The sequence below is a fragment of the Streptomyces sp. AN091965 genome (genome assembly GCF_022698285.1).
Classification (GTDB): domain Bacteria; phylum Actinomycetota; class Actinomycetes; order Streptomycetales; family Streptomycetaceae; genus Streptomyces.
This window is the reverse complement of the sequence record NZ_JALDMY010000001.1, coordinates 9683619-9706326: the sequence shown is the minus strand read 5'-3', so window position 1 is coordinate 9706326 and position 22708 is coordinate 9683619. Positions and strand designations below refer to the sequence as shown.

Annotated in this window: 26 protein-coding genes; 11 read left to right on the top strand and 15 right to left on the bottom strand. The window is 74.3% G+C overall.

The features are described 5' to 3' along the window. Positions 1 to 241 precede the first annotated feature (241 nt). Positions 242 to 961: an RNA polymerase sigma factor gene (locus MQV74_RS40170; protein WP_242728454.1), complete on the bottom strand. Its 720-nt coding sequence runs from the start codon at positions 959 to 961 to the stop codon at positions 242 to 244. Positions 962 to 1117: 156 nt separating this feature from the next. On the opposite strand from MQV74_RS40170, the gene MQV74_RS40165 reads away from it, so the two are divergent. After that, positions 1118 to 2140 (top strand): MerR family transcriptional regulator, encoded by a 1023-nt coding sequence (locus MQV74_RS40165; protein WP_242728453.1) that lies wholly within the window; start codon positions 1118 to 1120, stop codon positions 2138 to 2140. A gap of 94 nt (positions 2141 to 2234) precedes the next feature. Here MQV74_RS40165 and MQV74_RS40160 read toward each other — a convergent pair whose 3' ends face one another. Then, positions 2235 to 2894 carry a fasciclin domain-containing protein gene (locus tag MQV74_RS40160; protein WP_242728452.1) on the bottom strand — a complete coding sequence of 220 codons (660 nt, stop codon included), beginning with the start codon at positions 2892 to 2894 and terminating at the stop codon, positions 2235 to 2237. 233 nt (positions 2895 to 3127) lie between these two features. On the opposite strand from MQV74_RS40160, the gene MQV74_RS40155 reads away from it, so the two are divergent. Next, on the top strand, positions 3128 to 4717 hold the full coding sequence (locus tag MQV74_RS40155) for a molybdopterin-dependent oxidoreductase (RefSeq protein ID WP_242728451.1): 1590 nt from the start codon (positions 3128 to 3130) through the stop codon (positions 4715 to 4717). A gap of 15 nt (positions 4718 to 4732) precedes the next feature. Here the strand turns inward: MQV74_RS40155 and MQV74_RS40150 are convergent, their stop codons facing one another. Both MQV74_RS40150 and MQV74_RS40145 read right to left on the bottom strand, forming a co-directional pair. Next, positions 4733 to 5488, bottom strand: a complete 756-nt coding sequence (locus MQV74_RS40150; RefSeq protein WP_242728450.1) for an anti-sigma factor — start codon at positions 5486 to 5488, stop codon at positions 4733 to 4735. Beyond that, positions 5485 to 6069, bottom strand: coding sequence for a sigma-70 family RNA polymerase sigma factor (locus MQV74_RS40145; protein WP_242728449.1), 585 nt, complete (start codon positions 6067 to 6069; stop codon positions 5485 to 5487). Before MQV74_RS40145 ends, MQV74_RS40150 begins: the two co-directional genes overlap by 4 nt. A gap of 243 nt (positions 6070 to 6312) precedes the next feature. On the opposite strand from MQV74_RS40145, the gene MQV74_RS40140 reads away from it, so the two are divergent. Together MQV74_RS40140 and MQV74_RS40135 are read left to right on the top strand one after the other, a co-directional pair. Then, entirely contained in the window at positions 6313 to 7908 is a 1596-nt protein-coding gene (locus tag MQV74_RS40140; RefSeq protein ID WP_242728448.1) for an SDR family oxidoreductase, read from the top strand. A gap of 75 nt (positions 7909 to 7983) precedes the next feature. After that, positions 7984 to 9360: a cryptochrome/photolyase family protein gene (locus MQV74_RS40135; protein WP_242728447.1), complete on the top strand. Its 1377-nt coding sequence runs from the start codon at positions 7984 to 7986 to the stop codon at positions 9358 to 9360. Between the two features lie 49 nt (positions 9361 to 9409). Here the strand turns inward: MQV74_RS40135 and MQV74_RS40130 are convergent, their stop codons facing one another. From MQV74_RS40130 to MQV74_RS40115, 4 genes are read right to left on the bottom strand one after another with little or no spacing between them, the layout of a single operon-like run. Further along, positions 9410 to 10012: an alkaline shock response membrane anchor protein AmaP gene (locus MQV74_RS40130; protein ID WP_242728446.1), complete on the bottom strand. Its 603-nt coding sequence runs from the start codon at positions 10010 to 10012 to the stop codon at positions 9410 to 9412. After that, complete coding sequence (locus MQV74_RS41270; RefSeq protein WP_242728445.1) at positions 10009 to 10995, bottom strand: DUF6286 domain-containing Asp23/Gls24 family envelope stress response protein; 987 nt, start codon at positions 10993 to 10995, stop codon at positions 10009 to 10011. Before MQV74_RS41270 ends, MQV74_RS40130 begins: the two co-directional genes overlap by 4 nt. Further along, positions 10992 to 11177, bottom strand: a complete 186-nt coding sequence (locus MQV74_RS40120) for a hypothetical protein (protein ID WP_030677279.1) — start codon at positions 11175 to 11177, stop codon at positions 10992 to 10994. Before MQV74_RS40120 ends, MQV74_RS41270 begins: the two co-directional genes overlap by 4 nt. A 52-nt stretch (positions 11178 to 11229) precedes the next feature. Further along, the gene (locus MQV74_RS40115; protein WP_242728444.1) at positions 11230 to 11742 is read right to left on the bottom strand and encodes an Asp23/Gls24 family envelope stress response protein; all 513 of its coding nucleotides are present in this window, start codon (positions 11740 to 11742) and stop codon (positions 11230 to 11232) included. Between the two features lie 181 nt (positions 11743 to 11923). Here MQV74_RS40115 and MQV74_RS40110 point away from each other — a divergent pair, with 181 nt between their 5' ends. The 3 genes from MQV74_RS40110 to MQV74_RS40100 are packed head-to-tail and all read left to right on the top strand — an operon-like array spanning position 11924 to position 13568. After that, positions 11924 to 12511: an RNA polymerase sigma factor gene (locus MQV74_RS40110; RefSeq protein WP_242728443.1), complete on the top strand. Its 588-nt coding sequence runs from the start codon at positions 11924 to 11926 to the stop codon at positions 12509 to 12511. Then, positions 12502 to 13212, top strand: coding sequence for an Asp23/Gls24 family envelope stress response protein (locus MQV74_RS40105; protein WP_242728442.1), 711 nt, complete (start codon positions 12502 to 12504; stop codon positions 13210 to 13212). The genes MQV74_RS40110 and MQV74_RS40105 overlap by 10 nt, the downstream gene beginning before the upstream one ends. Then, complete coding sequence (locus tag MQV74_RS40100) at positions 13206 to 13568, top strand: Asp23/Gls24 family envelope stress response protein (protein ID WP_242728441.1); 363 nt, start codon at positions 13206 to 13208, stop codon at positions 13566 to 13568. The genes MQV74_RS40105 and MQV74_RS40100 overlap by 7 nt, the downstream gene beginning before the upstream one ends. A gap of 153 nt (positions 13569 to 13721) precedes the next feature. Here the strand turns inward: MQV74_RS40100 and MQV74_RS40095 are convergent, their stop codons facing one another. Both MQV74_RS40095 and MQV74_RS40090 read right to left on the bottom strand, forming a co-directional pair. After that, a complete protein-coding gene (locus tag MQV74_RS40095) occupies positions 13722 to 14387 on the bottom strand; it encodes a LysE family translocator (RefSeq protein ID WP_242728440.1) in 666 nt (221 codons plus the stop codon). 70 nt (positions 14388 to 14457) lie between these two features. Next, entirely contained in the window at positions 14458 to 14808 is a 351-nt protein-coding gene (locus tag MQV74_RS40090) for a helix-turn-helix transcriptional regulator (RefSeq protein ID WP_242728439.1), read from the bottom strand. Between the two features lie 135 nt (positions 14809 to 14943). Between MQV74_RS40090 and MQV74_RS40085 the strand changes: the two genes are divergently transcribed. Continuing rightward, positions 14944 to 15672 (top strand): ANTAR domain-containing protein, encoded by a 729-nt coding sequence (locus MQV74_RS40085; RefSeq protein ID WP_242728438.1) that lies wholly within the window; start codon positions 14944 to 14946, stop codon positions 15670 to 15672. 49 nt (positions 15673 to 15721) lie between these two features. Here the strand turns inward: MQV74_RS40085 and MQV74_RS40080 are convergent, their stop codons facing one another. Continuing rightward, positions 15722 to 16486: a GNAT family N-acetyltransferase gene (locus tag MQV74_RS40080; protein ID WP_242728437.1), complete on the bottom strand. Its 765-nt coding sequence runs from the start codon at positions 16484 to 16486 to the stop codon at positions 15722 to 15724. A 331-nt stretch (positions 16487 to 16817) separates the two neighbouring features. On the opposite strand from MQV74_RS40080, the gene MQV74_RS40075 reads away from it, so the two are divergent. Together MQV74_RS40075 and MQV74_RS40070 are read left to right on the top strand one after the other, a co-directional pair. Next, the gene (locus MQV74_RS40075) at positions 16818 to 17162 is read left to right on the top strand and encodes a hypothetical protein (RefSeq protein ID WP_242728436.1); all 345 of its coding nucleotides are present in this window, start codon (positions 16818 to 16820) and stop codon (positions 17160 to 17162) included. A gap of 5 nt (positions 17163 to 17167) precedes the next feature. Continuing rightward, positions 17168 to 17494, top strand: coding sequence for a hypothetical protein (locus MQV74_RS40070; protein ID WP_242728435.1), 327 nt, complete (start codon positions 17168 to 17170; stop codon positions 17492 to 17494). On the opposite strand, the gene MQV74_RS40065 is transcribed toward MQV74_RS40070, so the two are convergent. Further along, the gene (locus MQV74_RS40065; RefSeq protein WP_242728434.1) at positions 17481 to 18707 is read right to left on the bottom strand and encodes a hypothetical protein; all 1227 of its coding nucleotides are present in this window, start codon (positions 18705 to 18707) and stop codon (positions 17481 to 17483) included. The genes MQV74_RS40070 and MQV74_RS40065 overlap by 14 nt on opposite strands. A 283-nt stretch (positions 18708 to 18990) precedes the next feature. After that, positions 18991 to 19395: a winged helix-turn-helix transcriptional regulator gene (locus MQV74_RS40060; protein ID WP_374120764.1), complete on the bottom strand. Its 405-nt coding sequence runs from the start codon at positions 19393 to 19395 to the stop codon at positions 18991 to 18993. 62 nt (positions 19396 to 19457) lie between these two features. Between MQV74_RS40060 and MQV74_RS40055 the strand changes: the two genes are divergently transcribed. Continuing rightward, positions 19458 to 20120, top strand: coding sequence for an NAD(P)-dependent oxidoreductase (locus MQV74_RS40055; protein ID WP_242728433.1), 663 nt, complete (start codon positions 19458 to 19460; stop codon positions 20118 to 20120). Between the two features lie 70 nt (positions 20121 to 20190). Here MQV74_RS40055 and MQV74_RS40050 read toward each other — a convergent pair whose 3' ends face one another. After that, positions 20191 to 21435, bottom strand: a complete 1245-nt coding sequence (locus MQV74_RS40050) for an alpha/beta hydrolase (RefSeq protein WP_242728432.1) — start codon at positions 21433 to 21435, stop codon at positions 20191 to 20193. A 93-nt stretch (positions 21436 to 21528) separates the two neighbouring features. Continuing rightward, positions 21529 to 22626 carry a serine hydrolase domain-containing protein gene (locus MQV74_RS40045; protein ID WP_242728431.1) on the bottom strand — a complete coding sequence of 366 codons (1098 nt, stop codon included), beginning with the start codon at positions 22624 to 22626 and terminating at the stop codon, positions 21529 to 21531. Positions 22627 to 22708: the final 82 nt, after the last annotated feature.

Below are 22708 nucleotides of genomic sequence, written 5' to 3'. Positions count from 1 at the left end.
CCGATCGGGGATGTCCAGTCCCCGGTGGGCCCACCGGACCAGGACGCGGGTGTGGCTGAATTCCATAGGGGGCGCACAGGGGCGCACAGTCACGCATTGTGCGCGGGCTCACGCTTCCGGCAGAAACTTCTCCCCTTCTTCATCTCTGCGGAATTCTCTCCGGTTAACGGCGAATGTCGGGTTAACGGCCAATGCCTTGGCCAATGCTTGAGGTATGCACGTGACGGTGGCCGATCTGTTCTCAATGATCGCGACAGCGTCCTCCCGGGTTTCTGTCAGCGTCCTCCTCCCGTGCTTCGACGGCGTCGCTCTCCCGCAGTCGGCGGCGCAGTTGTTCCAGGCCCCGGCGCGCGTGGCTCTTCACCGTGCCGAGCGGCCAGCCGGTGACGACGGCGATCTGCGGCTGGGTGAGGTCGTCGTAGAAGGCGAGCCTGAGCACGCGCCGCTGGGCGGGTGACAGACGGCTCACCTCGTGGCTGATCAGCACGCGGTCGAGCACGGCCTCCGGGTGCTCGGCGCGCCGGTCCGCGCACGCGGGAGGCACCGTCGCCACGAGCGTGACGAGGTCCGCCCGGCGGGAGCGGGCCGCGAGGGCGTCGGCGATCTTGTGGCGGGTGATCCCGACGAGCCATCCGGGGAACGTGCCTCTGCCGACCGTGTAGGTGGTGCGCGCCCGCCAGGCGGCGAGGAACACCTGCTGGGTGACGTCCTCGGCCTCGCGCGCGTCGCCCAGTGCCCGCCGCCCCCGTGCATGGACCAGCGGCCCCCAGCGGTGGAAGGCGGCGGCGAGGGCGTCCTCCTCGCCGGACACGAAACCGCGGGCGATGTCCTCGTCGCACGGCTGCCCCTCGGCCCCGGCCGCGCCCGACTGCCGCGGCCGGGGCGGCAGTCGGTCGGCCGCGCGCGGTCCCCCTGTGCCGTGGGTGCCGGGCGTCCGCCGGGCGGTGTGGGTGGAGGGCATGGCTGCGGCTCCTTACGCAGGGGGCTGGACCGGCGCGGCGCACGGCCGGGCCGCCCGGGGCTCGGTCCACTCGAAGGGGTGCGACCGGACTCCCATCGTCCGCAGGCCTCGCCGAACGGAGCAACATGCGTCGTTTGTGCGTCGTATGGTGGCCGCGTGGTCGACGCACAGCAGGAGGACCGGGACGGGGACGACGGTGCCGCCGTGACGACCGGGGCCCTCGCACGGCGCCTCGGCGTCTCGCCGACCACCCTGCGCTCCTGGGACCGGCGTTACGGTCTGGGCCCCGCCGTGCGCGCGGACGGCAGGCACCGCAGATGGAGCCGCCAGGACGTCGCGATGGTCGAGGAGATGTGCCGCCTCACCGCCACGGGTGTGCCACCGGCGGAGGCGGCCCGCATCGCCAAGGAACGCGGCCCGTCCGAGCGGGCGGGCGGCACGGCCCCGTCCGCCCCCGTGCGCGGCGACCGTGGCGGGGGCGGGCTGTCGCTCGGGGACGTGCGGCAGGAGTACAGGGGCCTGGCCCGCGCGGCGGTGCGGCTCGACGCGCCGGAGGTGCAGAGCCGACTCAACGCCCTGGTCAGGGGCCACGGCCTGGCCGTCACCTGGGACGAGGTCATGGTGCCGACCCTGCGGGCCGTGGGCCGGAAGTGGGCGTCGTCCGGGGACCGTTACGTAGAGGTCGAGCACCTGCTGTCGTGGCACATCTCGACCACGCTGCGCAGCGTTCCGCTGCTCGTCCCGGCGGGGCCGCCCGTCGATGCCGCCCCGGTGCTGCTGGCCTGCGTACCGGACGAGCAGCACACCCTGCCGCTGGAGGCGCTGCACGCCGCCCTGGGGGAACGGGGCGTGCCCACGCGCATCCTCGGCGCCGCCGTTCCCGTGGAGGCGCTGCTCGCGTCGGTGCGCCGCGTCGGACCGGTGGCCGTGGTGCTGTGGTCGCAGGCGCGCTCCACGGCCAGCGTCCCGCTCGCCCAGCACCTCACCGCCATGGAGTGGGGCGTGAAGGGGGCGCGGCGCAGCCCGGCGGTCCTGACCGCGGGCCCCGGCTGGGCGGGCAGGACCGTGCCGGGGCTCGTGCGCTGCCACGGCCTGGGGGACGCGACGTCGACGCTCAGCGCCCTGTACGGCGACCTCCTGGGCCCAGCGGCTCCCGGAGAGCCCGCGGCCGACGGCTGACCGCCGTCCCGGCCGCGGGATCACCCTGCCCGACCACGGGGATCACCGTGCCCGGCGGCTGCGGGGAACACCGTGCGTGCCGCCCGCACGCTCCTCACTTCTTCGGCATCAGGACGGTGTCGATGATGTACACGTTCGCGTTGGCGGTCCGTACGTTGCCGCACACGACGTCGGCAGAGCCGTTGACCTTGTACGACTCACCCGATCCCGAGGTGCGGACCGTGCCCTTCTCCAGGGTCGGGAAGGAGCCGTCCGCGAGGTCCGAGGGGGCGAGCCGCTTCCCCACGACGTGGTAGGTCAGGATGCTGGTCAGCTGTGCCTTGTCGTTGAGGACCTTGTCCAGGTCCTCCTTGGGGATCTTCGCGAACGCGTCGTTGGTGGGCGCGAAGACCGTGATGTCCTTCGCGTTGTTGAGCGTGTCGCCGAGTCCGGCCTTCTTCACCGCGGTGACCAGGGTCGACAGGGCCGGGTTGTGCGAGGCGGCCGTGGCGACCGGGTCCTTGGCCATGCCGTCGAAGCTGCCCGCGCCGTCCTTGGGAACCGAGGCGCAGGCGGGGCCGAACGGCTCGTCCGCGCTCTTCGTGCCCTCGGCGGAGGCGTCCTTGCTCGCGTCGTCCCGCGCGGCGGTGGACTTCTTGTCGGAGGCGCTGTCCTTGCCGCCGCCGTCGTCCGAGCAGGCGGAGAGGGACAGCGGCAGAACGGCCGCCGCGGCCAGGGCCAGTGCGACACGGCGGATACGGAAGGTGCTGCTCATCATCTGCTCCTCGATGGGGGACCTGCGGAAGCGGAACCTCTGGTGTGCTCCGCACGCCGGTGATTCGAAGCTGTGGCCCTTCCGGCTTGGCGATTCACCCGAGGAGATCAATGCGTTCCGGATCCGTGCAGGTCAGCGGGGAGCCGTCACCGGAATTCGGGTGGCGCGGCGCGGTGTACTCCGCCCGTGGCACGGCACCAATCCGCCCCTGGGAGCGGCTACGGATGTCCCGTATGAGCGATGAACTGATAACCTCCGGGCACCGATCGGCTCTCGGGCGGGGCGCCTTGGGGGCGTTGAGCGGCCTCCTGTCGGGTTACACGGCCCTGGCCGTGGCCGAGCTGGTGTCGGCGGCCGTGCGCCCCGAGGCCGGGCCCGTGGTCGCTGTCGGCGGCGCGGCCGTCGACCGGACCCCGGCGTCCCTCAAGACGTGGGCGATCCGCTCCTTCGGCACGAACGACAAGCTCGTCCTGCAGCTGGGCATCCTCGGCGTCCTGGCCCTGTTCGCCCTCGTCCTGGGGGCCTTGGCCGCCCGGTACCGGCGGGTCGGCTCCGCGGGCGTCGTCCTCTTCGGAGCCGTCGGGGCGCTCGCCGCCACCAGCCGTCCGGACTCCGTGGGCGCGGAGGACGCGCTTCCTTCCGTCGTGGGCGCCGTGGTCGGCGCGGCGCTGCTGTACTGGCTCGTCGGGCAGCTTCGGCCCGCGCCGCGCGCCGCCGGGTCCGGGGGTCCCGGCTTGGACCGTCGCCGGTTCCTCGTCGCCGCCACGGCCGCGGCCGCCGCGTCGACGGGTGCCGGGCTGCTCGGCCGCGCGCTGCACGGTGCGGGCGCCGAGCGGGCGGTGAAGGCCCGCGACCGCGTCACCCTGCCGCCGCCGTCCTCGCCCGCCGCCCCGGTGCCCCGGGGAGCGGCGCTGCGCGTGCCGGGCATCAGCCCGTTCACCACACCCAACGCGGACTTCTACCGGGTGGACACCGCCCTCGTCGTGCCCAAGGTCGTGCCGTCGTCCTGGAGCCTGCGCATCCACGGCAAGGGCGTCACCCGCGAACTGCGGCTCTCCTACGACGACTTGCTACGCATGCCCCTCATCGAGCGCGACATCACCCTCACCTGCGTCTCGAACGAGGTCGGCGGCCCCTACGCGGGGACCGCGCGCTGGCTCGGCGTACCGCTGGCAGAACTCCTCACCCGATGCGGCGTCGAGCCGCCGTCCCGGGGCGGGCCCGCCGACCAGCTGGTCGCCCGCTCGGTCGACGGGATGACCCTCGGCACACCCGTGGAAGACGTGCTGGACGGCCGCGACGCGCTGCTCGCGCTCGGCATGAACGGCGAACCGCTGCCCTTCGCCCACGGCTTTCCGGTCCGCATGGTCGTGCCCGGCCTCTACGGGTACGTGTCCGCCTGCAAGTGGATCGAGGACATCGAACTCACCACCTTCGACGCCTACGACACGTACTGGGTCGAGCGGGACTGGGCCCAGCGGGCCCCCGTCAAGACCCAGTCCCGCATCGACACCCCCCGGCCCTTCGCCCGCCCCGAGCCCGGCACGGTCGTGATCGCCGGTGTGGCGTGGGCCCAGCACCGCGGCATCGACGAGGTCGAGGTCCGTGTCGACGACGGCCCCTGGCGCCGGGCCGACCTCGCCGCGGAGGACACCCGGGACACCTGGCGCCAGTGGTCCCTCCCGTGGAACGCCACGTCCGGCAGCCACACCCTGACCGTGCGCGCCACCGACCGCACCGGCACCCCGCAGACGGAGGAGCGCACCCGCACCATCCCCGACGGTGCGAGCGGCTGGCACTCCGTCCTCGTCACCGTCCGCTGACGCCTGCCGGGGCGGTCAGGCGGGGAAGCGCACCAGGGCCACGGGCGGTGCGGTCGGCTCGGGCGAACCGCCCGCGGGCTCCAGCGTGATGCCCATGCCGGTGGCCCGGCCGACCGGGCCCGTCAGCAGGAGCGCCGCGGTCGTGCGGTCGGGGTCCATGAGTCCGGCGGGGCGCATGGACCCCTTGTCGTCGAACCACAGCTGGTAGACCTTGCCGCGCGGCGGCCTCGCCATGCCGGACGCCAGGAGCGCGGCCCGGTCGCGGCTGCTGGAGACGACCACCGTCGCCCTCGCCCCGCCGGGGAGCTTCCCGGTGCGCGCCCGCGCGTCGGGCGCCGCCAGCAGGGCGGCCAGGTCCTCGGACCGCGCCTCGGCCCGGCGGGCCGTCTCGCGCGCCTCGTCGGCCTGCCGGTGCTGCCAGACGGCGGTGCCGCCAAGACCGGCGGCCGCGGCGAGGCAGGCGGCCAGGGCCCACCGGGACGCGCGGCGGGCCCGGTGCCACGCGGTACCGGACTGCGGTACCGGCCGCGGCCGCGGTGCTTCCTGGCGGACTGTGGTGAGGCGCCGCAGCACCTCGTCCTTCAGCGCGCTGCGGGGGGCGACGGCCGCCGCGAGGCCGAGCCGAGCCGCGGCGGCCGTCAGTTCCCGCGCCTCTTGGGCGCAGGACGGGCACCGGACCAGGTGCTCCTCGAACGCACGGCGCTCGTCGTCGTCCAAGGCGTCGGTGGCGTAGGCGCCGGTGAGCGTGTGCGGGTCCGCGCCGATGGTCATGCGTTCGCTCCCAGGCAGTCGCGCAGCCGGATGAGTCCGTCGCGCAGGCGGGTCTTGACGGTGCCCAGGGGCAGCGAGAGGAGTTCGGCGACCTGCCGGTAGGTCAGGCCGCGGTAGTAGGCGAGCGTCACGGACTGCCGTTGGACCTCGGTGAGCGTGCGCAGGCACCGGCGGACCTGCTCGCGCTCCAGGCGGGTCTCGACCTGCTCGCTGACCTCGTCGTAGTCCGGGGTGTGCGTGAGCAGCGCCGCCTTGTGCTCGCGGGCGGTGGCGGCCTCCACGGAGCGGACGCGGTCGACCGCGCGGCGGTGCGCGAGGGTCAGGACCCAGTTCATGGCCGTGCCCCGGTCCTGCCGGTAGCGCGGCGCGGTGCGCCACACCTCCACCAGGACCTCCTGGGTGACTTCCTCGGACTGCGCGTGGTCGCGCAGCACGCTGCGCACCACCCCGAGGACGGCGGCGGCCACCGCGTCGTACAGGGACGAGAACGCCTGCTGGTCGCCGCGGGCCACCCGGGCCATCAGCTCCTGGAGGTCGGGCCCCGGCGCCGCCCGGGACCCGATGTGCACGACTTCCTTCACGCGACGGCCTCCCGGAGAGCGGTGGATGTTGTTCCGTATTCCGGAGCCGACGGCCTGACGGATTGGCCCGACGCACGTTTTTTCGCGGCACCGCCCGATCGGCCCGGGCCGATCGGGCGGTGCCCCGGTCACCCGCGCAGGCCCCTGTGCCGGGCGCATCCGTCCGGCACGTTCGCACCGTAGAAGTAATGACGGACGCCACGGCGACGACGGATGACGAGCGGGCGAGCGGCGGGAGCCACGATGAGTGACGACGACACCACCCCGACCGGGCGGCGGGCGGGCGCTGGTCGCACGTGCCTGGTGACCGGCGCGAGCGGCTACATCGGGGGCCGGTTGGTCCCGGAGCTCCTCGACGCGGGCCACCGGGTGCGCTGTCTGGCCCGTACTCCGGAGAAGCTGCGGGACCATCCGTGGGCCGGGCGGGCCGAGGTGGTCCGGGGAGACGTCACGGACCCCGCAGCGGTCGCGCGCGCCCTGAGCGGCGTGGACGTCGCCTACTACTTGGTGCACTCCCTCGGCACCGGGCGGGACTTCGAGGAGACCGACCGGCGGGCGGCCCGCGTGTTCGGGGAGCAGGCCCGCCGGGCCGGTGTCGGCCGGATCGTCTACCTGGGCGGCCTCACCCCCGACACGGTGCCCGAGCGGGAGCTGTCGCCGCATCTGCGCTCCCGAGCGGAGGTCGGCCGCATCCTGCTCGACTCGGGGGTGCCGACGGCCGTGCTGCGCGCCGCCGTGATCATCGGCTCCGGGTCGGCCAGCTTCGAGATGCTGCGCTACCTCTCGGAACGGTTGCCCGTGATGGTCACCCCGCGCTGGGTGCACACCCGGATCCAGCCGATCGCCGTGCGCGACGTCCTGCGTCTCCTGGTCGGCTCCACGGGGCTGCCCCCGGACGTGAACCGCGCCTTCGACGTCGGCGGCCCCGAGGTCCTCACGTACCTCGACATGATGCGCCGTTACGCCGCCGTCGCCGGTCTCCCGCGGCGGCTGATCCTGCCCGTCCCCGTCCTCACCCCCGGTCTGTCCAGCCACTGGGTGGGCCTGGTGACACCGGTGCCGACCCGGATCGCCCGCCCGTTGACGGAGTCGCTGCGGTACGAGGTGGTGTGCGGCGAGAACGACATCGCGCGGTACGTGCCCGCCCCGCCGGGCTCTCCCCTCGGCTTCGACCGTGCCGTGGCCCTCGCCCTGCAACGCGTCCGCGAGGCCGAGGTCACCACCCGCTGGTCGTCGGCCGCCGTGCCCGGCGCGCCCAGCGACCCGCTCCCCACCGACCCCGACTGGGCGGGCGGCAGCCTCTACACCGACGTACGCGAACGGGCGACCGAGGTCGCGCCGGAGGCGCTGTGGAGCGTGGTCGAGGGCATCGGCGGGGAGAACGGCTGGTACTCCTTCCCACTCGCGTGGGCGGTGCGCGGCTGGCTCGACCGGCTGGTCGGCGGCGTCGGCCTGCGCCGGGGCCGGCGTGACGCGCACCGGCTCAGGGTGGGCGACTCGCTGGACTTCTGGCGGGTGGAGGAGATCGAGCGCGGCCGACTCCTTCGGCTGCGCGCCGAGATGCGCCTGCCGGGCCTCGCCTGGCTGGAGATGCGGGTGGACGACGACGGGGCCGGGGGCGTGCGCTACCGGCAGCGGGCGCTGTTCCACCCGCACGGCCTCCTCGGTCAGCTGTACTGGTGGAGCGTCTCGCCCTTCCACGCGGTGGTCTTCGGCGGCATGGCCCGCAACATCGTCCGCGCGGCCGAGCGGGCGGCTCCTCCGGCGTCCGGGCACGACGGCACTGACCGGACACGACACCCCCCGCATCCGGGCAGCGGTTTCCGGCCGAAGCCTTGAGTGGTCCGGAGCCCTGGGTGTCCGGCTCCTGAGGGCCCGTAGCCGCTCCCCGCCCACCGAAAGAAGCTGACACGCATGCACGTCTCGGTCGTCCTGTTCACCTCCGACCTGCGCCTGACCGACCATCCACCGCTGCGGGCGGCCCTGGACGCGGCGGACGCCGTGGTGCCGCTCTTCGTACGGGACAGCGCCGTGGACGCGACCGGGTTCGCGGCGCCCAACCGCGCCGCGTTCCTCGACGGCTGTCTGGCCGATCTGGACGCCGCGCTGCGTGACCGGGGCGGGCGGCTCGTGGTGCGCTCCGGCGATCTGGTGGAGCAGGTGTGCCGGGTGGTGACCGAGGCGGACGCCGACGAGGTGCACATGTCGGCGGGGCACACCCGGTTCGCCGCGCGGCGGGAGGAGCGGCTGCGCTCGGCCCTGGAGACCGCGGGCCGTCGGCTTTTCGTGCACGACGCGGTCACCGTCGCCGTGCCGCCGGGCACGGTGACCCCCGCCGCGTCCGACCACTTCGCCGTGTTCACCCCGTACTACCGGCAGTGGGCGCAGGTGCCGCTGCGGCCGGTCGTCGGCACCCCGCGCGGGGTGTCCGTACCCGACGAGGTGAGGGGAGAGAAGGTCGGCGCGCGCGACGCGAGTTCCGAGGTGTCGCCGGCGCTGCCGCCCGCCGGGGAGAGCGAGGCCCGCAAACGGGTGAGCGCGTACTGGCGCCGCGGACTGGCCACTTACGAGGACGCCCACGACGACCTGGCGGCCGACGCCACCTCGCGCTTCTCGCCCCATCTGCACTTCGGCACCTTGTCCCCGGTGGAGCTCGTGCGGCGCGCGCACCGCCACGGCGGTCCGGGCGCGCAGGCCTTCGTGCGGCAGCTGGCCTGGCGCGACTTCCACCGCCAGGTCCTCGCCGCACGGCCGGACGCCGCCCACGCCGACTACCGCACCCAGCACGACCGCTGGCGTACGGAGCGCACCGCCGCCGACGACATCGCCGCCTGGCGCGAGGGCCGCACGGGCTACCCGCTCATCGACGCGGGGATGCGGCAACTGCGCCACGAGGGCTGGATGCACAACCGGGCGCGGCTGCTCACCGCGAGCTTCCTGACCAAGACCCTCTACGTCGACTGGCGGGTGGGAGCCGAGCACTTCCTGCACTGGCTGGTGGACGGCGACGTGCCCAACAACCAGCTCAACTGGCAGTGGATGGCGGGCACCGGCACCGACACCCGTCCCAACCGGGTCCTCAACCCGGTCACCCAGGCCAAGAAGTACGACCCGGACGGCACGTACGTACGGCGCTGGGTGCCGGAACTCTCCGGTATCGAAGCCCCGTCGGTGCACGAGCCGTGGAAACTGCCCGGCCTGGACCGCGCGGCCCTCGACTACCCCGACCCGATCGTCGAGCTCTCGTACGGGCTCGACCGCTTCCGGCAGGCGCGCGGCAAGCGGCCGTAGCGGCCGCGCACCTCCTGCCCCGGCGCCCGACCGCTGAAGGGCGTCGCGGTCACCGCAGTCGGCGCGGGGCGTGGGCACGGACCTCGAAGTGGATCTCGGCGCGGAGCGCCCGGGGCGCCGCGGCCGCCCGTGCCTCGGCGATGGCGCCGCGGGTGAGCCGCTGGAGGACGGCCTGCGGTGCGGCGCCCGGCGCGAGCGTCACGGTGACGTGGGCCCGCAGGTGCCGCGGGTGGCCGAGGAGGCGCACCCGGGCCCGGTCGACACCGGGCGTGGACCGGGCCCGGTCGGAGACCGCCGCGGCGAGGGCCGGACCGGAGAGGGTGATGTCACCGTGCCGCGCGTGCCCCGGGTCTCCGAGGGGCAGGTGCCGCAGTCGGCCCGCCCGCACTTCGTACGCCGTCCAGGCCGCCGTCGCGAGCACCCCGAGCGTGAGCGCGGCGATCACGGCGGCGGCCCACCAGCCGTGTGCCCGCCACCGGTCCAGGGCCGCGCCGTCCAGCCACACCCGGTCGGGGTCCAGGCGGGGCAGGGCTTCGGGCAGCCGCCGTCGCACGGCGTCGGTCGTCGAGGCGAGGGCCGCGCCACCGAGCGCGGCCAGGGCCCCGGTCACCAGGAGAACCGCCCTGTTGGCGGCGGAGCGCAGGCCGCTCATTCCGGCGCCCCTACATCGGCCGCGGCGCCCGGCCCCGGCCGCAGGCGCACGCGCAGCCGTGGGGGCCGAGCGAGGCCGCACCCGGTCAGGGCGTCCTCCGCCGCGCGCGTCACCGCTTCCACGGCACCGCGCCGGTCGCCGAAGGCCAGCTCCGCGCACACCCGGACCCGACGGCGGCCGACGCGCGCCCGGACCCGGGTGACCCCGGGCAGCGCGGCGACGGAATCCCGCAGCAGTACGGCGACCGCGCCCCGAGGGAGATCGGCGTGCGTGTGCGCGTCGGGCGGCGTCATCGGCAGGCTCGCGCGGCGGCCCGGGGTCAGGGCCAGCACGACCATCCACAGGCCGAGCAGGACGGTCCCGGCCGCCGCGAGGCCGGTGACCGTGCCGCCGTCGGGCCCGTGCGCCGACAGCCACGCGACCAGCCGGACCCGCCACGCGGCGGGGGCGCGCCCGGCCGCGTGCACGGCCACCACGTCGTACAGGAGCACCGCGCACCCGGACGCGACCGCCAGTGCGCCCAGGGCGACGGGCAGGCGGCGCGGGGACCAGGGCCGCCGGGCCCGGCGCGCGGGGTGCGGGCCCGGCCCGGCCGGGGACACGGGCGGGGACGCGGAGGGGACTCCCGGCGGGCCGCCCGGCTCCTCGGAGCCCCTCGCGGGCCGGTCCAGGGCCCGTACGCGCACGCTGACGGGCGGCACGGCCAGGCCCGTGAGTGCGGCGGTGCGCGCGGTGACGTGGTGCTGCACCGCCAGGGCCGCGGCGTCGAGGCCGCTCGGGTACGGCAGCGCCACGGTGACGCCGACGCGGGCGTTCGCGCCCCGCACGGCCGCCGACCCGCCGTCGGCGCGGACACCGCCGGGGAGCGGTGTCTCCGTCGCGGCGCGCTGCGCGACACGGCGGACCGCCCGGTCGGCAATGGTCGTCGTGCCGCGCGCCGTGGCGGGCGTACGGGACGCCGAGGGGCGCGGCGGCGCGGTCACCGGCGCTCCGAGCCGCGACCGGTGAGGAACTCGTGCAGACCGACGCCGTCGTCCACCAGCCGCCCCACCACGAAGCCCACCGCGCCGAGCGCGGCCACCAGCAGGAAGGCGCCGAAGCCGCCGAACCAGCCGGCGAATCCCAGGGCCATGCCCACGATCAAACCCACCAGGGCTGTACTCACGCTTCACCTCATGTCAGGGGCAGGACGTCACGGCCGACGGGCGCACGGACCCTCACTCCACGCGGGCCGGGCCGTTGTCGGTGTTGTCGTCCTCGGGCAGGTGCACGTCGTTGACGGCGACGTTGACCTCGACGACCTCCAGGCCGGTGATGCGCTCCACGGCGGCGATGACGTTCTCGCGGACGTCGTGGGCGACGTCGGTGATCGGCACGCCGTACTCGACGACGACGTCCAGGTCGATGGCGGTCTGCCGCTCGCCGACCTCCACCTTCACGCCGCGCCCCACGTTCGAGCGGCCGCCGGGGACGCGGTCGCGCACGGCGCCGATGGCGCGGGACAGGCCGCCGCCCATGTCGTACACGCCGGGGATCTCACGGGTGGCCATGCCCGCGATCTTCACCACGACCACGTCGGCGATGGACGTCCTGCCGCGCGTGGCGGCCGGCTCGTCGGCTCCGGTGCGGCCGGTGAGGGTGGTGACGCCCGGCGCGTTCTGCCGGGTGCCGCCGGTGTGCTCCGCGGTCTGGGGGGTGTTCGCCTTCGCGGCCAGCTCTTGTGTCGCCATGGGGGCCGTCTCCTCGTCTCACGGTGTCCGTAGGTGCCTTCCTTCTGCTCTGACCCGTGTGCCCGGCCGGTTGTTACGCATCCGCGCGCACTTCTTCGACCGAATAGGAATCGGTCAGGGTCGCGTAACATCCGCGCCCCCGGCCGTGTCGTAAGGAGAGGACCACCAGAGAGGAGCGAGCGTGCCCGGGGACGAGGACGGGACACCGTGGGAGGCCGGCCCTTCCCCCCGGCACGACGACGCGTTGCTCGCGGTGCGTGCGGCGGAAGGGGACGAGGAGGCCTTCGAGGCGCTCGTCCTGCGCCACGGACCCCGGCTGCTGCAGCTGGCCACCCGGCTGCTCGGCAGCCCGACGGAAGCGGAGGACGCCGTGCAGGAATCGTTCGTGAGCGCCTGGCGCAAGCTGCCCGAATTCCGCCGCGACGCCCGCTTCGGCACCTGGATGCACCGCATCGTGACGAACCGGTGTCTCAATCTGCTCCGCGCCCGGCCGCGCGTCGCGGGCCTCGACGACGTGCCCGAGCCCGCCGCGCCCGAGCACCAGGTCTCGCCCCCGCGGGCCGTGGAGGGCATCGCCGCCGTCGAGGACCTGACGAAGGCCATGGAGGGCCTGTCGGTGGAGCAGCGCGTGTGCTGGGTCCTGCGCGAGCTCGACGACATGCCGTACGAGTCCGTGGCCGAGACGGTCGGCATCACGACGGGAGCGGCCCGCGCCCGGGTCTTCCGGGCGCGCCGCCACTTGATGGAGACGATGGCGGCATGGCGGTGAACGAGCACGGCGGGCCCGGAGCGGGCGAGGGGACACCGGTCCCGTACGAGGGTGACGGGCTTGGGCCCTCGTACGACAGGGGCGGTCCGCTGCCCTCGTACGACGGCGCGCGGGACGACGACGAGGCGCCCGAGGACGAGCGGCTGCCCTGCGGCCGCCGACTGGCCGCCGTGTGGGAGGCCGGGGAGGCGGGCGAGCCGGATCCGCACATCGCGGACTGCCCGTACTGCCTCCCGGCTCTCGACGGCTTCTACGAGTTGCAGCACGTGGTCTGGCGGGCCCGCGACGCGCAGCGCTCCGCGTGGCCCGCGGACGCCTCGGCGCTCAGTGCCCGGATCATGGACGTGGTCCGCCTCGAACTGCGGCCCGGCCGCACGCTCCCCTTGGGCGAGGCGGACGAGGACGCGTGGATCGTCGAGGCGGCGGCCGCGCGCACCTTCCGCGCGGCCGCCGAAACGCTGCCGGGCGTGCGGGCGGGCAGCTGCCGCGTGACCCCGGCGGGGCCGGGCGGCGCCGCGCGCGCGCCGGTGACCGTGCGCGTCGAGGTCCAGGTCGCCCCGTCCTGGGACCTGCCGGACGTCGCCGACCGCGTACGGCACCGGATCGCCGACGCGGCCGCGGACGCCCTGGGCCTGCGGGTGGCGGCCGTCGACGTGGTCATCACCGATCTGCTCGACGGGAACGGAGACGGCACATGGTGACCCGGGCACACGACGAACGGCGGCTCGTCGAGGCCGTCGCCGCGGCCGTGGGTGAGGTCCCCGGGGTGGCCTTCCTGCGGCCGGGCCTCGCGGCACGCCTGCGCGCCACCGCGGCGTCGGCGCGCCGCGTCAACGGCGCACCGACGGCGTCGACTTCGGGCATACGCGTCCGTGGCACGGGCAGCACCCGCGACGCCGACGGGCTCGCCCTGGAGGTGTTCGTGGTGGTGCACCGGGGCCACCGTGCCCTCGACGTGACCCGCGCGGTCCGCGAGGCGGTGACGCGAGCCGCGCGGACCACGCCGGCGGGACCGGTCCCGGTACGCGTGACGGTGACGGTCAGCGGCATCGTGTGACGGCTGCGGCGCATCACCTCCAGCCCGTTCGTCCCGCACACCGACTCCGTCCGCGGCTTCGTCCTCGACGTCGCCACGGGCCGCCCGGCCGAGGTCGGGCAGGGCGGTGTTCCGCCGGGCGGAACGCCGCTCCAGGGCCGGTGCGAGCCGAGGTCAGTGACGCTCGGCGGCCAGCCACCCGGCGAGCCCCAGCATCGCGGCCCCGGTGCACGCGTCCAGGGCCCGCCGGGTCCGCTGGGTGATTCCCAGGCTCTTCAACCGCCCGCCCAGGGCGGCGTAGCCGCACGCGCAGAGGAACTCCACGGCGATGTACGCGGCGCCGAGGAGCAGCAGCGGCACCGCCGCCTCTTCGACGCCGTCCCCCAGGAACTGCGGCAGGAACACGGCGAACAGGAGGAGCGCCTTCGGGTTGGACGCCGCGACGGCGAACTCCTGCCGGGCGAGCCGTCGGCCCGTGCGCCCACCGCCGTCCTCGGCCGGAGCGGCTTCCCGCTCCGTGTACGGGGTGGGGCTCGCGCCTCGCTGTCGGCGCACCGCCGTGTGCAGCGTGCGTCCGCCGAGCCAGACGAGACAGACCACGCCGCACCACTTGATGACGTTGAAGGCCACCGCGGAGCCGGTCAGTACGGCCCCGAGGCCGGTGGCGACGGCGACGACCATCAGCGCGAACGCGCCGAAGCGGCCCGCGAGCGCGCCCACGGCGGGACGCGGACCGTGCCGCAGTCCGTTGCGCAGGGCCAGCAGTTGGTTCGCCCCGGGGGTGGCGGCGAGCAGCAGCGCGGCGGGAAAGAAGGAAGCCCACTGGATACCGGAGACCATGCGACTCCGTGTACCCCCGCGGGCGCGTGGGACGTCACCCGGGCCGCGGCGGACGCCCCGGCCGTGACGTTCAGCCGTCGCGCGCGGGGTCGTGGTCGGTGTGCGGCGCGGCCGTGTGCGGGGTGTCGACCTGGGCGAGCAGGCCGAGCAGGGAGGCCACGGTGAGCCCCGCCTCGGCGGGGTGGCGCAGAATCGTTCCCGGCTCGATCTGGTACGCGTTGGTGCGCCCCTCACGGGTGTGGGACAGATAACCGCTGTGCTCCAGATCGGAGATGATCTTCTGCACGGCGCGTTCCGTGAGTCTGCAGTGAGCAGCGATGTCCCGGACCCGTGCGTTCTGGTTGTCGGCAATGACAGCGAGTACCCGCGCGTGGTTGGTGATGAACGTCCATCCCGTGTGCGGCTCCGGTGCTCCACCCATGGGCAGATCGTACGCCAGCCAGTTCAGGCAAGAAAATACGTGAACCATATTTCGTGTATCCGTTGACGTGGATCCACCGGGCGGCGAACCTGGTGGCGGCAGAGACACAGGTGCTCCACCCCAGGGGAGAAGACCATGCCGCAGGCGGCGCAGTCAGGGACCGGGCAGGCCGACAGCCGCACGGGACTCGCCGACCCTCGCAGCCCGGCACCACGGTCCGAGCTGACGGTCCACCTCCGCCCCGAGGGCGACCGCCTGGTGGTCGCCGTCGGCGGCGATCTCGACCTCGACACGGACCAGGAGCTGCACCGTGAGCTGCGCTCGGCCCTCACCCGCTCCGTCCGGGGCATCGACGTGGACCTCAGTGGCGTCGCGTTCTGCGACTGCTCCGGGCTCAACACCCTGCTGACCATGCGCCAGCAGGCCCTGGACGAGGCGAAGACGGTGGCGATCCGCGCGCTGAGCCCGGCCGCGGAGCGGGTCTTCTCGCTCACCGACGCCCTGCCCCTGTTCACGCCGGAAGCCGGCGCCGAGGCGGGTGACCCGCCCGCCACCGACGCCTCGGACGACTCCGAGAACGGCCTGCGCGTCAAGGTCGTACAGCTGCGGCGCGCGATGCAGACCCGGGGACCCATCGACACGGCCCGCGGCATCCTGATGGCCGTCTTCGCCCTCGGCGAGGAGGAGGCGTGGGACGTCCTGGTCATGACCTCGCAGAACACCAACGTCAAGCTGTACTTGCTGGCTCAGCAGGTGGTGGGGTCCATCAAGGGCGCCCCGCTGCCGGACACCGTCCAGGCCCAGCTGTCCGCCGCCGTCACCCACGTCACGGCCGTGAACGACCGCGCCGGGCGTGAGGAGTGAACCGGCGCTCCGGCACGGCTGACGGGCCGAGGCCGCGCACCTCGCGGGCTTACGCGGCGCCGACGATGCGGGCCGAGACGCAGAGGTCCTCGTCGCGGTAGCCGAGCCGGTCGTACAGCCGCCGCGCGGGGACGTTGTCGGCGATCTGCCACAGGGTGCAGAAGCCGTGCTCGCGGACCGCGTACCTGGTCAGCCAGGCGGTGAGCGCGGCGCCCAGGCCCTGGCCGCGCTGGGCCGCGTCAGTGGCGACGGACGCCATCAGCGGCGCACCGCTGTCGCGCAGGCTGCTCAGGGCGCCGCAGGCGACGAGCCGCCCGTCGGCGTCGCGGATCCCGGCCCAGAGGCTGACGTCGGCGGATCCGGGGCCCGTGGAGTGGCTCGGGCTGTGTGCGCGGAGGAAGGCGGCCAGTTCCTCGTGGTGCTCCGCGCCGAGCTCGACCACGCGCTCCTCATTGCGCATCACGGGCGGCTCCACGAGCGTCCAGCGGAAGACCCACTCCACCACATCGGAGAGCTCGCGGCGCTCCCCCACCAGCGCGTCGCTGCCGCGCGGCCCGGTGAACTCATGTACGGCACCGGGCAGTTCGCGCTCGGCGTTCAGCACGAGTTCCGCGGCCGCCGCCGCGTCGCCGACGCTCCACACGTGTCCGCGCCCGGCGTCCAGCCAGGCGACCGCGCCGTCGCCGGACCAGCCGGTCCGGTCGTCCTGGCGGCTCCGGGCGGCGCCGAAGCGCAGCAGGGCGGCACCGGACCGACGCTCCAGGCCCTGGTCGAACAGGTCGGCGGTCCGGGAGACAAGGGTCGTAGCCTGCATCGTTCTCTGCCAAGGAAGGGGGTACGGGTACACGGGAACGTCAGGCGCGCGGCCGACAGGACGGCCACTGTGACATACGGGCCCCGGGGTGGGGCAAATCTGCTCTGACGTGGCCTTATGTGAGATCGACCGCAGCGGAACGGTGCACGGGCGGCCCCGTTTGGACCCACCCCCGCTCGACCGTGCGTTCCCGCCCTCGAATGGTGTGCGAACTGCCTTACCCACACGGGTGATGACAGGAGTCGGCCCTTCAAAAGACCTTGAAATCAGCGGACTCTCGCGGACATAGGGCCTTTCGTACGGACGAAGGCCCAGAAAGGGGGAACACGCCATGGACACCCCGAGGCGTACCGGGCGACGTGCCGCGAGGGCCGTCGCGGCCGTCGGCGGCGCACTCGCACTCGTCATCGGCCTCTCCGCCCAGGCACAGGCGGCCAACGGCACGCTGAGCTTCCGCGACGCGAGCGGGATCGACCACGCGAGAGACAACCCGACCAACGGCGTCTGCTACAGCTTCACGGCGGAAGCGGTCAGCGTCGCCAACCTCACCGACACCGACGGCAGGCTCTTCACCGGCAGCCTCTGCGAGGAGAACACCTTCCTCATCCCCATCCACGCGGGATCGTCCCTGGTCTTCGGTGCGACGAAGCCCCGCAGCGCCAAGTTGGGAGCGTGACGGCCATGGGCGCCACCCTGCGACGCGCGGGCCGGGCGGCCCTCGCCCCGGCCCTGTCCTTCGCGCTCCTCGCCGGTTTCCCCGGTGAATCCGCCGCGGCCGTCGGCGTCCTCAAGTACACGGACGCACAGGGCGTGGAGCACCGCAAGGAGAATCCGTCGGACGGAGTCTGCTCCTACTTCGAGTCCCCGGCGGTGAACGTCACCAACGGCACGGGAACGGACGCCGCGCTGTACCGGGACCAGGAATGCACCGACTTCCTGATCTACATCTTCAAGGGGACGCGCCTTGACTTCGGCGGCGACCGGCCGCAGGGCATCAGGTTCGGCTGACCGCACCGACGGAGCCGTCGGCTTCGGTGAGCTTCGCCAGGCGCTGGCGCACGTCCTCACGGGCGCCGTCGCTGCCGGTGACCCGGGTCCGCAGGCTGAGCAGTTCGGTGCCCAGCTCGCGGATCCGACCGGTGTCGGTGACCCGGTGCCAGGCCTGGTGGGCGCGGTCGACGGCCTCCACGACGGCCGGGTCGCTCTCGGGCTGCTCGGCCATCAGGCGCGTCACGGCCCCGCGCATCCACAGCTCGCAGGCCCGGTCGAAGGCGCCCTCGGCGAAGGCCAGGAAGGCGCGGACCTCGATCCAGTGCGCCACCTCCGGCGAGGTCGCGCCGTGGCCGCGCAGGGCGTTCTGCTCGCACGCGGCGGCGATGGCGGCGGCCTCGGCGTGCCGCCCGGCCCGGCTCGCCTCACTGATGGCGCGGTGCGGATCCGCGACGGCCAGGGCCGCGGCGGGCGGCGCAGGGGCGGCGGCCATGAGCGGCGCGGCGGGCGCCACCGGTGCCGTCCCGGGCGCGGGGACACCGAGCGGGGGCTGCGGCGCCGCGCCTGCCGGAGCGATGCCTCCCAGCCAAAGAGTGGCGGCGGCGTCGACATCGGGGGCGGCCGCCTCCACGGCCAGCTCGTGCAATACGGGCGCGGGAGGCGTGGCCGGAACCGTGCGCAGGAGGTGCGCGAAGGCCCGCGTGTAGGCAGGGGCCGGCCGGTGGTGGCGGTCCTCCCACTGCACGGCTCCGTACAGGGCGTAAGGGCCGTCGAGCACCTGCTCACGGCGGACGAGCGCCTGCCAGACGGCGGTGTCGGCGGCCAGGTCGGCGACCACGGTCGTCGTGCCCGGCGGCCGGTGCCGCAGCTCGGCGGTGAGCCAGTGCCACGGCAGGGCCGTGTAGCGCACCGTACGTGCCGTGGTGCGGGCGAGCGCCAGGTGGAGCAAGTGCTGGCGGGTGTCGACGACCAAGTGCCCGGCGACGTGGACGAGCAGGTGCCCCTCGGCGGCCGCGGCCGTCCGCAGACACGTCAGCACGGTCTGGGGATCCTCGGGATTGGCCAATTGGACCGCGCTCGCCTGCCGGGTGCCGACGAGCCGCGCCGGCGGCAGAGCGGCGAGGGGCGGCAACTGGGCGGTGACGGCGAACGGGTGGCGCACCGGTGGCTCGGCGGCAATCAGCAAGGCGTATCCGGGCAGGTCGTAGTCGGTGCTCGTGCTGTTCGCCATGCCCAGCACCGTATCTGGCCAGCCAGTCGGCGCCAGGGCCTTTCGTGCGACTCCCCCGCCGCGAGCGCGCCACTTGTCTCCTTCCAGGCCGAATGGTCCAGAACGCGGCGGGCCCGGCACCGGAGACACTCGGCCAAATCCGAAACCCGGGGCGCATGGCCGGCGCTCGCTCGGGCACACTGATGGCCGGGCCCGCCGTGCTCCCCCGTCGCGGCGGGCCCACCTCTCGGCCCGGCTCTCCTGCGGGCAGCACGGGCGTCGGCGCCCCGGAGGACCGACCGTCTCAGTCCGCTTCGTAGGCCGCCCTCGCCGCGACGATGTCCGGCACGTGCGTGCGCGCCCAGTCGCAGGCGACGTCCAGCGGCTCCAGGAGCGAACGCCCCAGGGCGGTCAACTCGTACTCCACGCGCGGCGGGTTCTCGTCGTGCACGGTCCGGCTCAGGAAGCCGTTGCGCTCCATCGAGCGGAGGGTCTCGGTGAGCACCTTGGGGGTGACCCAGTGCAGCGGGACCCGCAGCTCGGTGAACCGGCGCGGGCCGCCCTCCAGACAGCGCAACACCATTCCCGTCCACTTGTCACCGACGCGGAACGGCGCCGCGCGGTCGGAGCAGCCGGGATCGTCGAACATCTCCGCGGACAACGGCGTCTGTGCAGGCAGGGGGATCCGCGCGGGCAAGGGCTGGTTCATCCGCCCGACGCTAACCCAGTACCTTTGCAGTAACCAGCCACCCCCGTCCTAACGTCGGCGCCATGAACAACGACCTCATCATTTTCGGAGCGGGTGGACGCGTCGGCCGGGCAGCGGTGGCCGAGGCGGTGGCGCGCGGCCACCACGTGACAGCCGTGGTCCGCGACCCCGCCAAGTACCAGGACCTGAGCGGCGAGCGGGTCACCGTCGTCCAGGGTGACGTGACCGATCCGCGCTCGGTGGCGGCGCTGGCCCCGGGTCACCGTGCGGCGGTCAACGCGTCGGCACGCCTCGACATCGGCTCCGAGGACTACTTCACCGCGGCGGCGAACGCGCTCATCGCGGGGCTCGTGGAAGCGGGGGTGCGACGGCTGCTGGTCCTGGGCATCGCCACGACACTGGAGACCTCCCCCGGCGTACGGATCATGGACGGCCCGGACTTCCCCGCGGAATGGCGGGCCTTCGCCCAGGGGCACGTCGCGGAGTTCGAGCTCCTGTCCACGGCGGGGCCGGAGCTCGACTGGCTGATGGTCGTGCCACCGCTCGACCTGAACGCCGACGCCGAACCCACCGGCGGCTACCGAACAGCTGTCGGCACCGTCCTCGAAGGGCCCGGGCGGATCTCCCACGCGGACCTCGCGATCGCCCTGCTCGACGAGATCGACACGCCCCGCCACAGCCGCGTGCAACTGGCGGTGACGGCGGCCACCGCCCACGGGGCCTGACGCCCACGGCCCGCGGAGCACCTCGTCGACCGTCGGGGTGCTCCGCGTGTCAGCGGCGGGCGGCGGATCCCTACGGCCGCCCCACCGTGTCGAACCACCGCACCACCTGCGGCGCCGACACCACGAACGACCGGAAATGGTCCACGGCGCCCTGGTTGACGATCCGTGCGGGCGCTCCGTGGCGCGCGAGTCGGGCCGCGCAGCTCCGCGCGTTGGCGATCGGGACGTCGGTGTCGGCCGTCCCCGCGTACAGCCGCACCGGCAGGTCGGCCTTCCAGTCGCAGGTGTGGTCGTTCTCGCGCGCCGCGTCCAGCAGGCCGCCGCCCGGGTGCTTGAGCCGCTCGTAGAAGGACGGCGTGAGCAGGTCCTTCACCGTGGGCGCGAGTGCGCCGAGGATGTCCTCCTCCTCGTGCTCGCCGTCGAAGAGGCCCTCGACGCGGTGCGCGTACGGCTCCCGGAACACCTCGGCCGGGTTTTTGTAGATGGCGTGCAGACGATTCTGCGCGACCAGCCAGTACGACACGTAGAGCACGCCGCTGACGTCGTTGACCCTGCCGTCGTACAGGGCCGGGAGCTCCTGTCCCTCCAGGTCGTACGGACCGCTGACGGGGGCGAGGGCCCGGAGCCTGAAGTGCCGGTCCGCGCCTTCCCGCAGCGCCCGGCCGAGCCCCATGGCGACCTGGCCGCCCTGCGAGAAGCCGGTGGCGTACACGTCGCCGTTGAGCGGGCGCCCCAGCTTCCCCGCCGCGGCGCGGGCCGCGCGCAGCATGTCGACCGAGGCGGTGACGGACGAGCGGGTGTCCATGTACGGATGGAGGCCCGGCCCGCCGCCGAGCCCGAGGTAGTCGGGTGCGGCGACGGCCCGGCCCGCGGCGGCGTTCAGATACGAGGCGACCCGCCCGAAGTCCTCCCCGGCCGAGGGCGCGTAGTCCCGGTTGACCATCGTGCCGTGCGTGTCGGAGACCACGTCGAGCCGGTGGGACCCGCCCTTGGGCAGGGTCAGCAGGCCGGTCGCGGTGGTGGGCCGACCGCGCGGGTCCACGGTCTTGTACGTGAGGCGGTAGGCCCGCACGCCGTACCGCGCGGGGCCGCTGTCGACGTTCCGCCCGCCGAGGAAGGCCCGGACCTCTGCGAGGTCCCGGTCGGCGACGGGGGTGAGGGACAGGAGGTCGCCGCGCCCGGCGCCCCGGTCCCCGGCGGCGGCGACCGGGGCCGCGGCCAGGCCCGCGAGCAGCAGGGCGGCCACTCCGGCGAGGCCCCGCCGCACGCGCCGACTCGCCCTGTGCGTACGGCCTTTGCGTGTGTCATCGCTCATTCCCCGAACGCTACGGGCGCGCGACTCACCTCGGCATCCGAGTGTCCCCCGTACCGGGGGTGGACCTGAGTGCACCCCCGCTCGCGCCGGGGGTCAGCGGCACAGGGCCGTGTCCACGACCTTCTCCACGCGCAGCATGTCCGCCTCCGCGTCCGGCAGCCTCGTCACCGCGACGTTGGCGGCGCGGCCGTCCTCGGTGACGCCGCCCCGGGTCTCGTAGCCGTCGATGTCGCCGCCGTGGTTCCAGGCGACGCCGCCGCACGACAGTGGCCTGCTCACGAGCCCGAGGCCGTAGCGGGCGCCGGGGCCGAGGGCCTTGGCCGGGATCGTGGTGCGCATCTGGGCCAGCTGGGCCTTCGGCAGGAGGGCACCGTCCAGGAGCGCGCCGAAGAACCGGTTGAGGTCGGCGTTGGTGGAGATGATCTGGCCTGCCGCCCAGGCCCAGGAGGGGTCCATCTCCGTGAAGTCGCGCGGCGGCCCGCCGTCCGGGTCGTTGATGTAGCCGTGGGGGTGCCGCTCCCGGATCGTCTTGTCGCCGACGGCCGGGAAGTAGGTGTGGCGCAGTCCGGCGCGCTGGATGACGCGCTTGTCGATCTCCTCGGCGAGGGGGCGCCCGGTGACCTTCTGGATGATCAGCCCGGCGACGACGTAGTTGGTGTTGTTGTACTCCCACTTCTCGCCGGGGGCGGAGCGGGCCTTGTGCTTCAGGGCGATGTCGAGGAGGTCGCGGGGTGCGAAGTACCGGTGCTGGATGGCCGGGAAGTCGAGGTGGTCGGTGTAGTTGGGCAGCCCGCTGGTGTGCTGGAGCAGCTGACGGACGGTGATGCGGCGCCCGTCGATGCCGTCCCCGCGGACGAGACCGGGCAGGTAGGTGTCGACGGAGGCGTCGAGGTCCACTTTCTTCTCGCCGACCAGTTGCAGCACCACCACCGCGGTGAAGGTCTTGGTGTTGCTGCCGATGCGCACCTGCCCGTCCCGGGGCACCTTCGCGCCGGTGGCCAGGTCGCCGACGCCCGCGGTGTAGCTGCGGGTGCGGCCGTCGCGGTCGCTCACGCTCGCCAGCGCGCCGGGCGGGCCGCCGTCCCGCACCAAGGCGTTCAGGCCCTTCTGCACGGCGTCCGGCCGGGCGGCGGGCGCGGCGGAGGCCGCCGACGGCGCGAGTGCGCCGAGCGACAGCACACCGGCGGTCACCGCGACAGCGGCCCTCTCGAGGCTGCGGCGACCGCTTCGCCGCCCTCCGCTCCGCTGCCGTCCGGGAGGGCTCTGCTGCCGT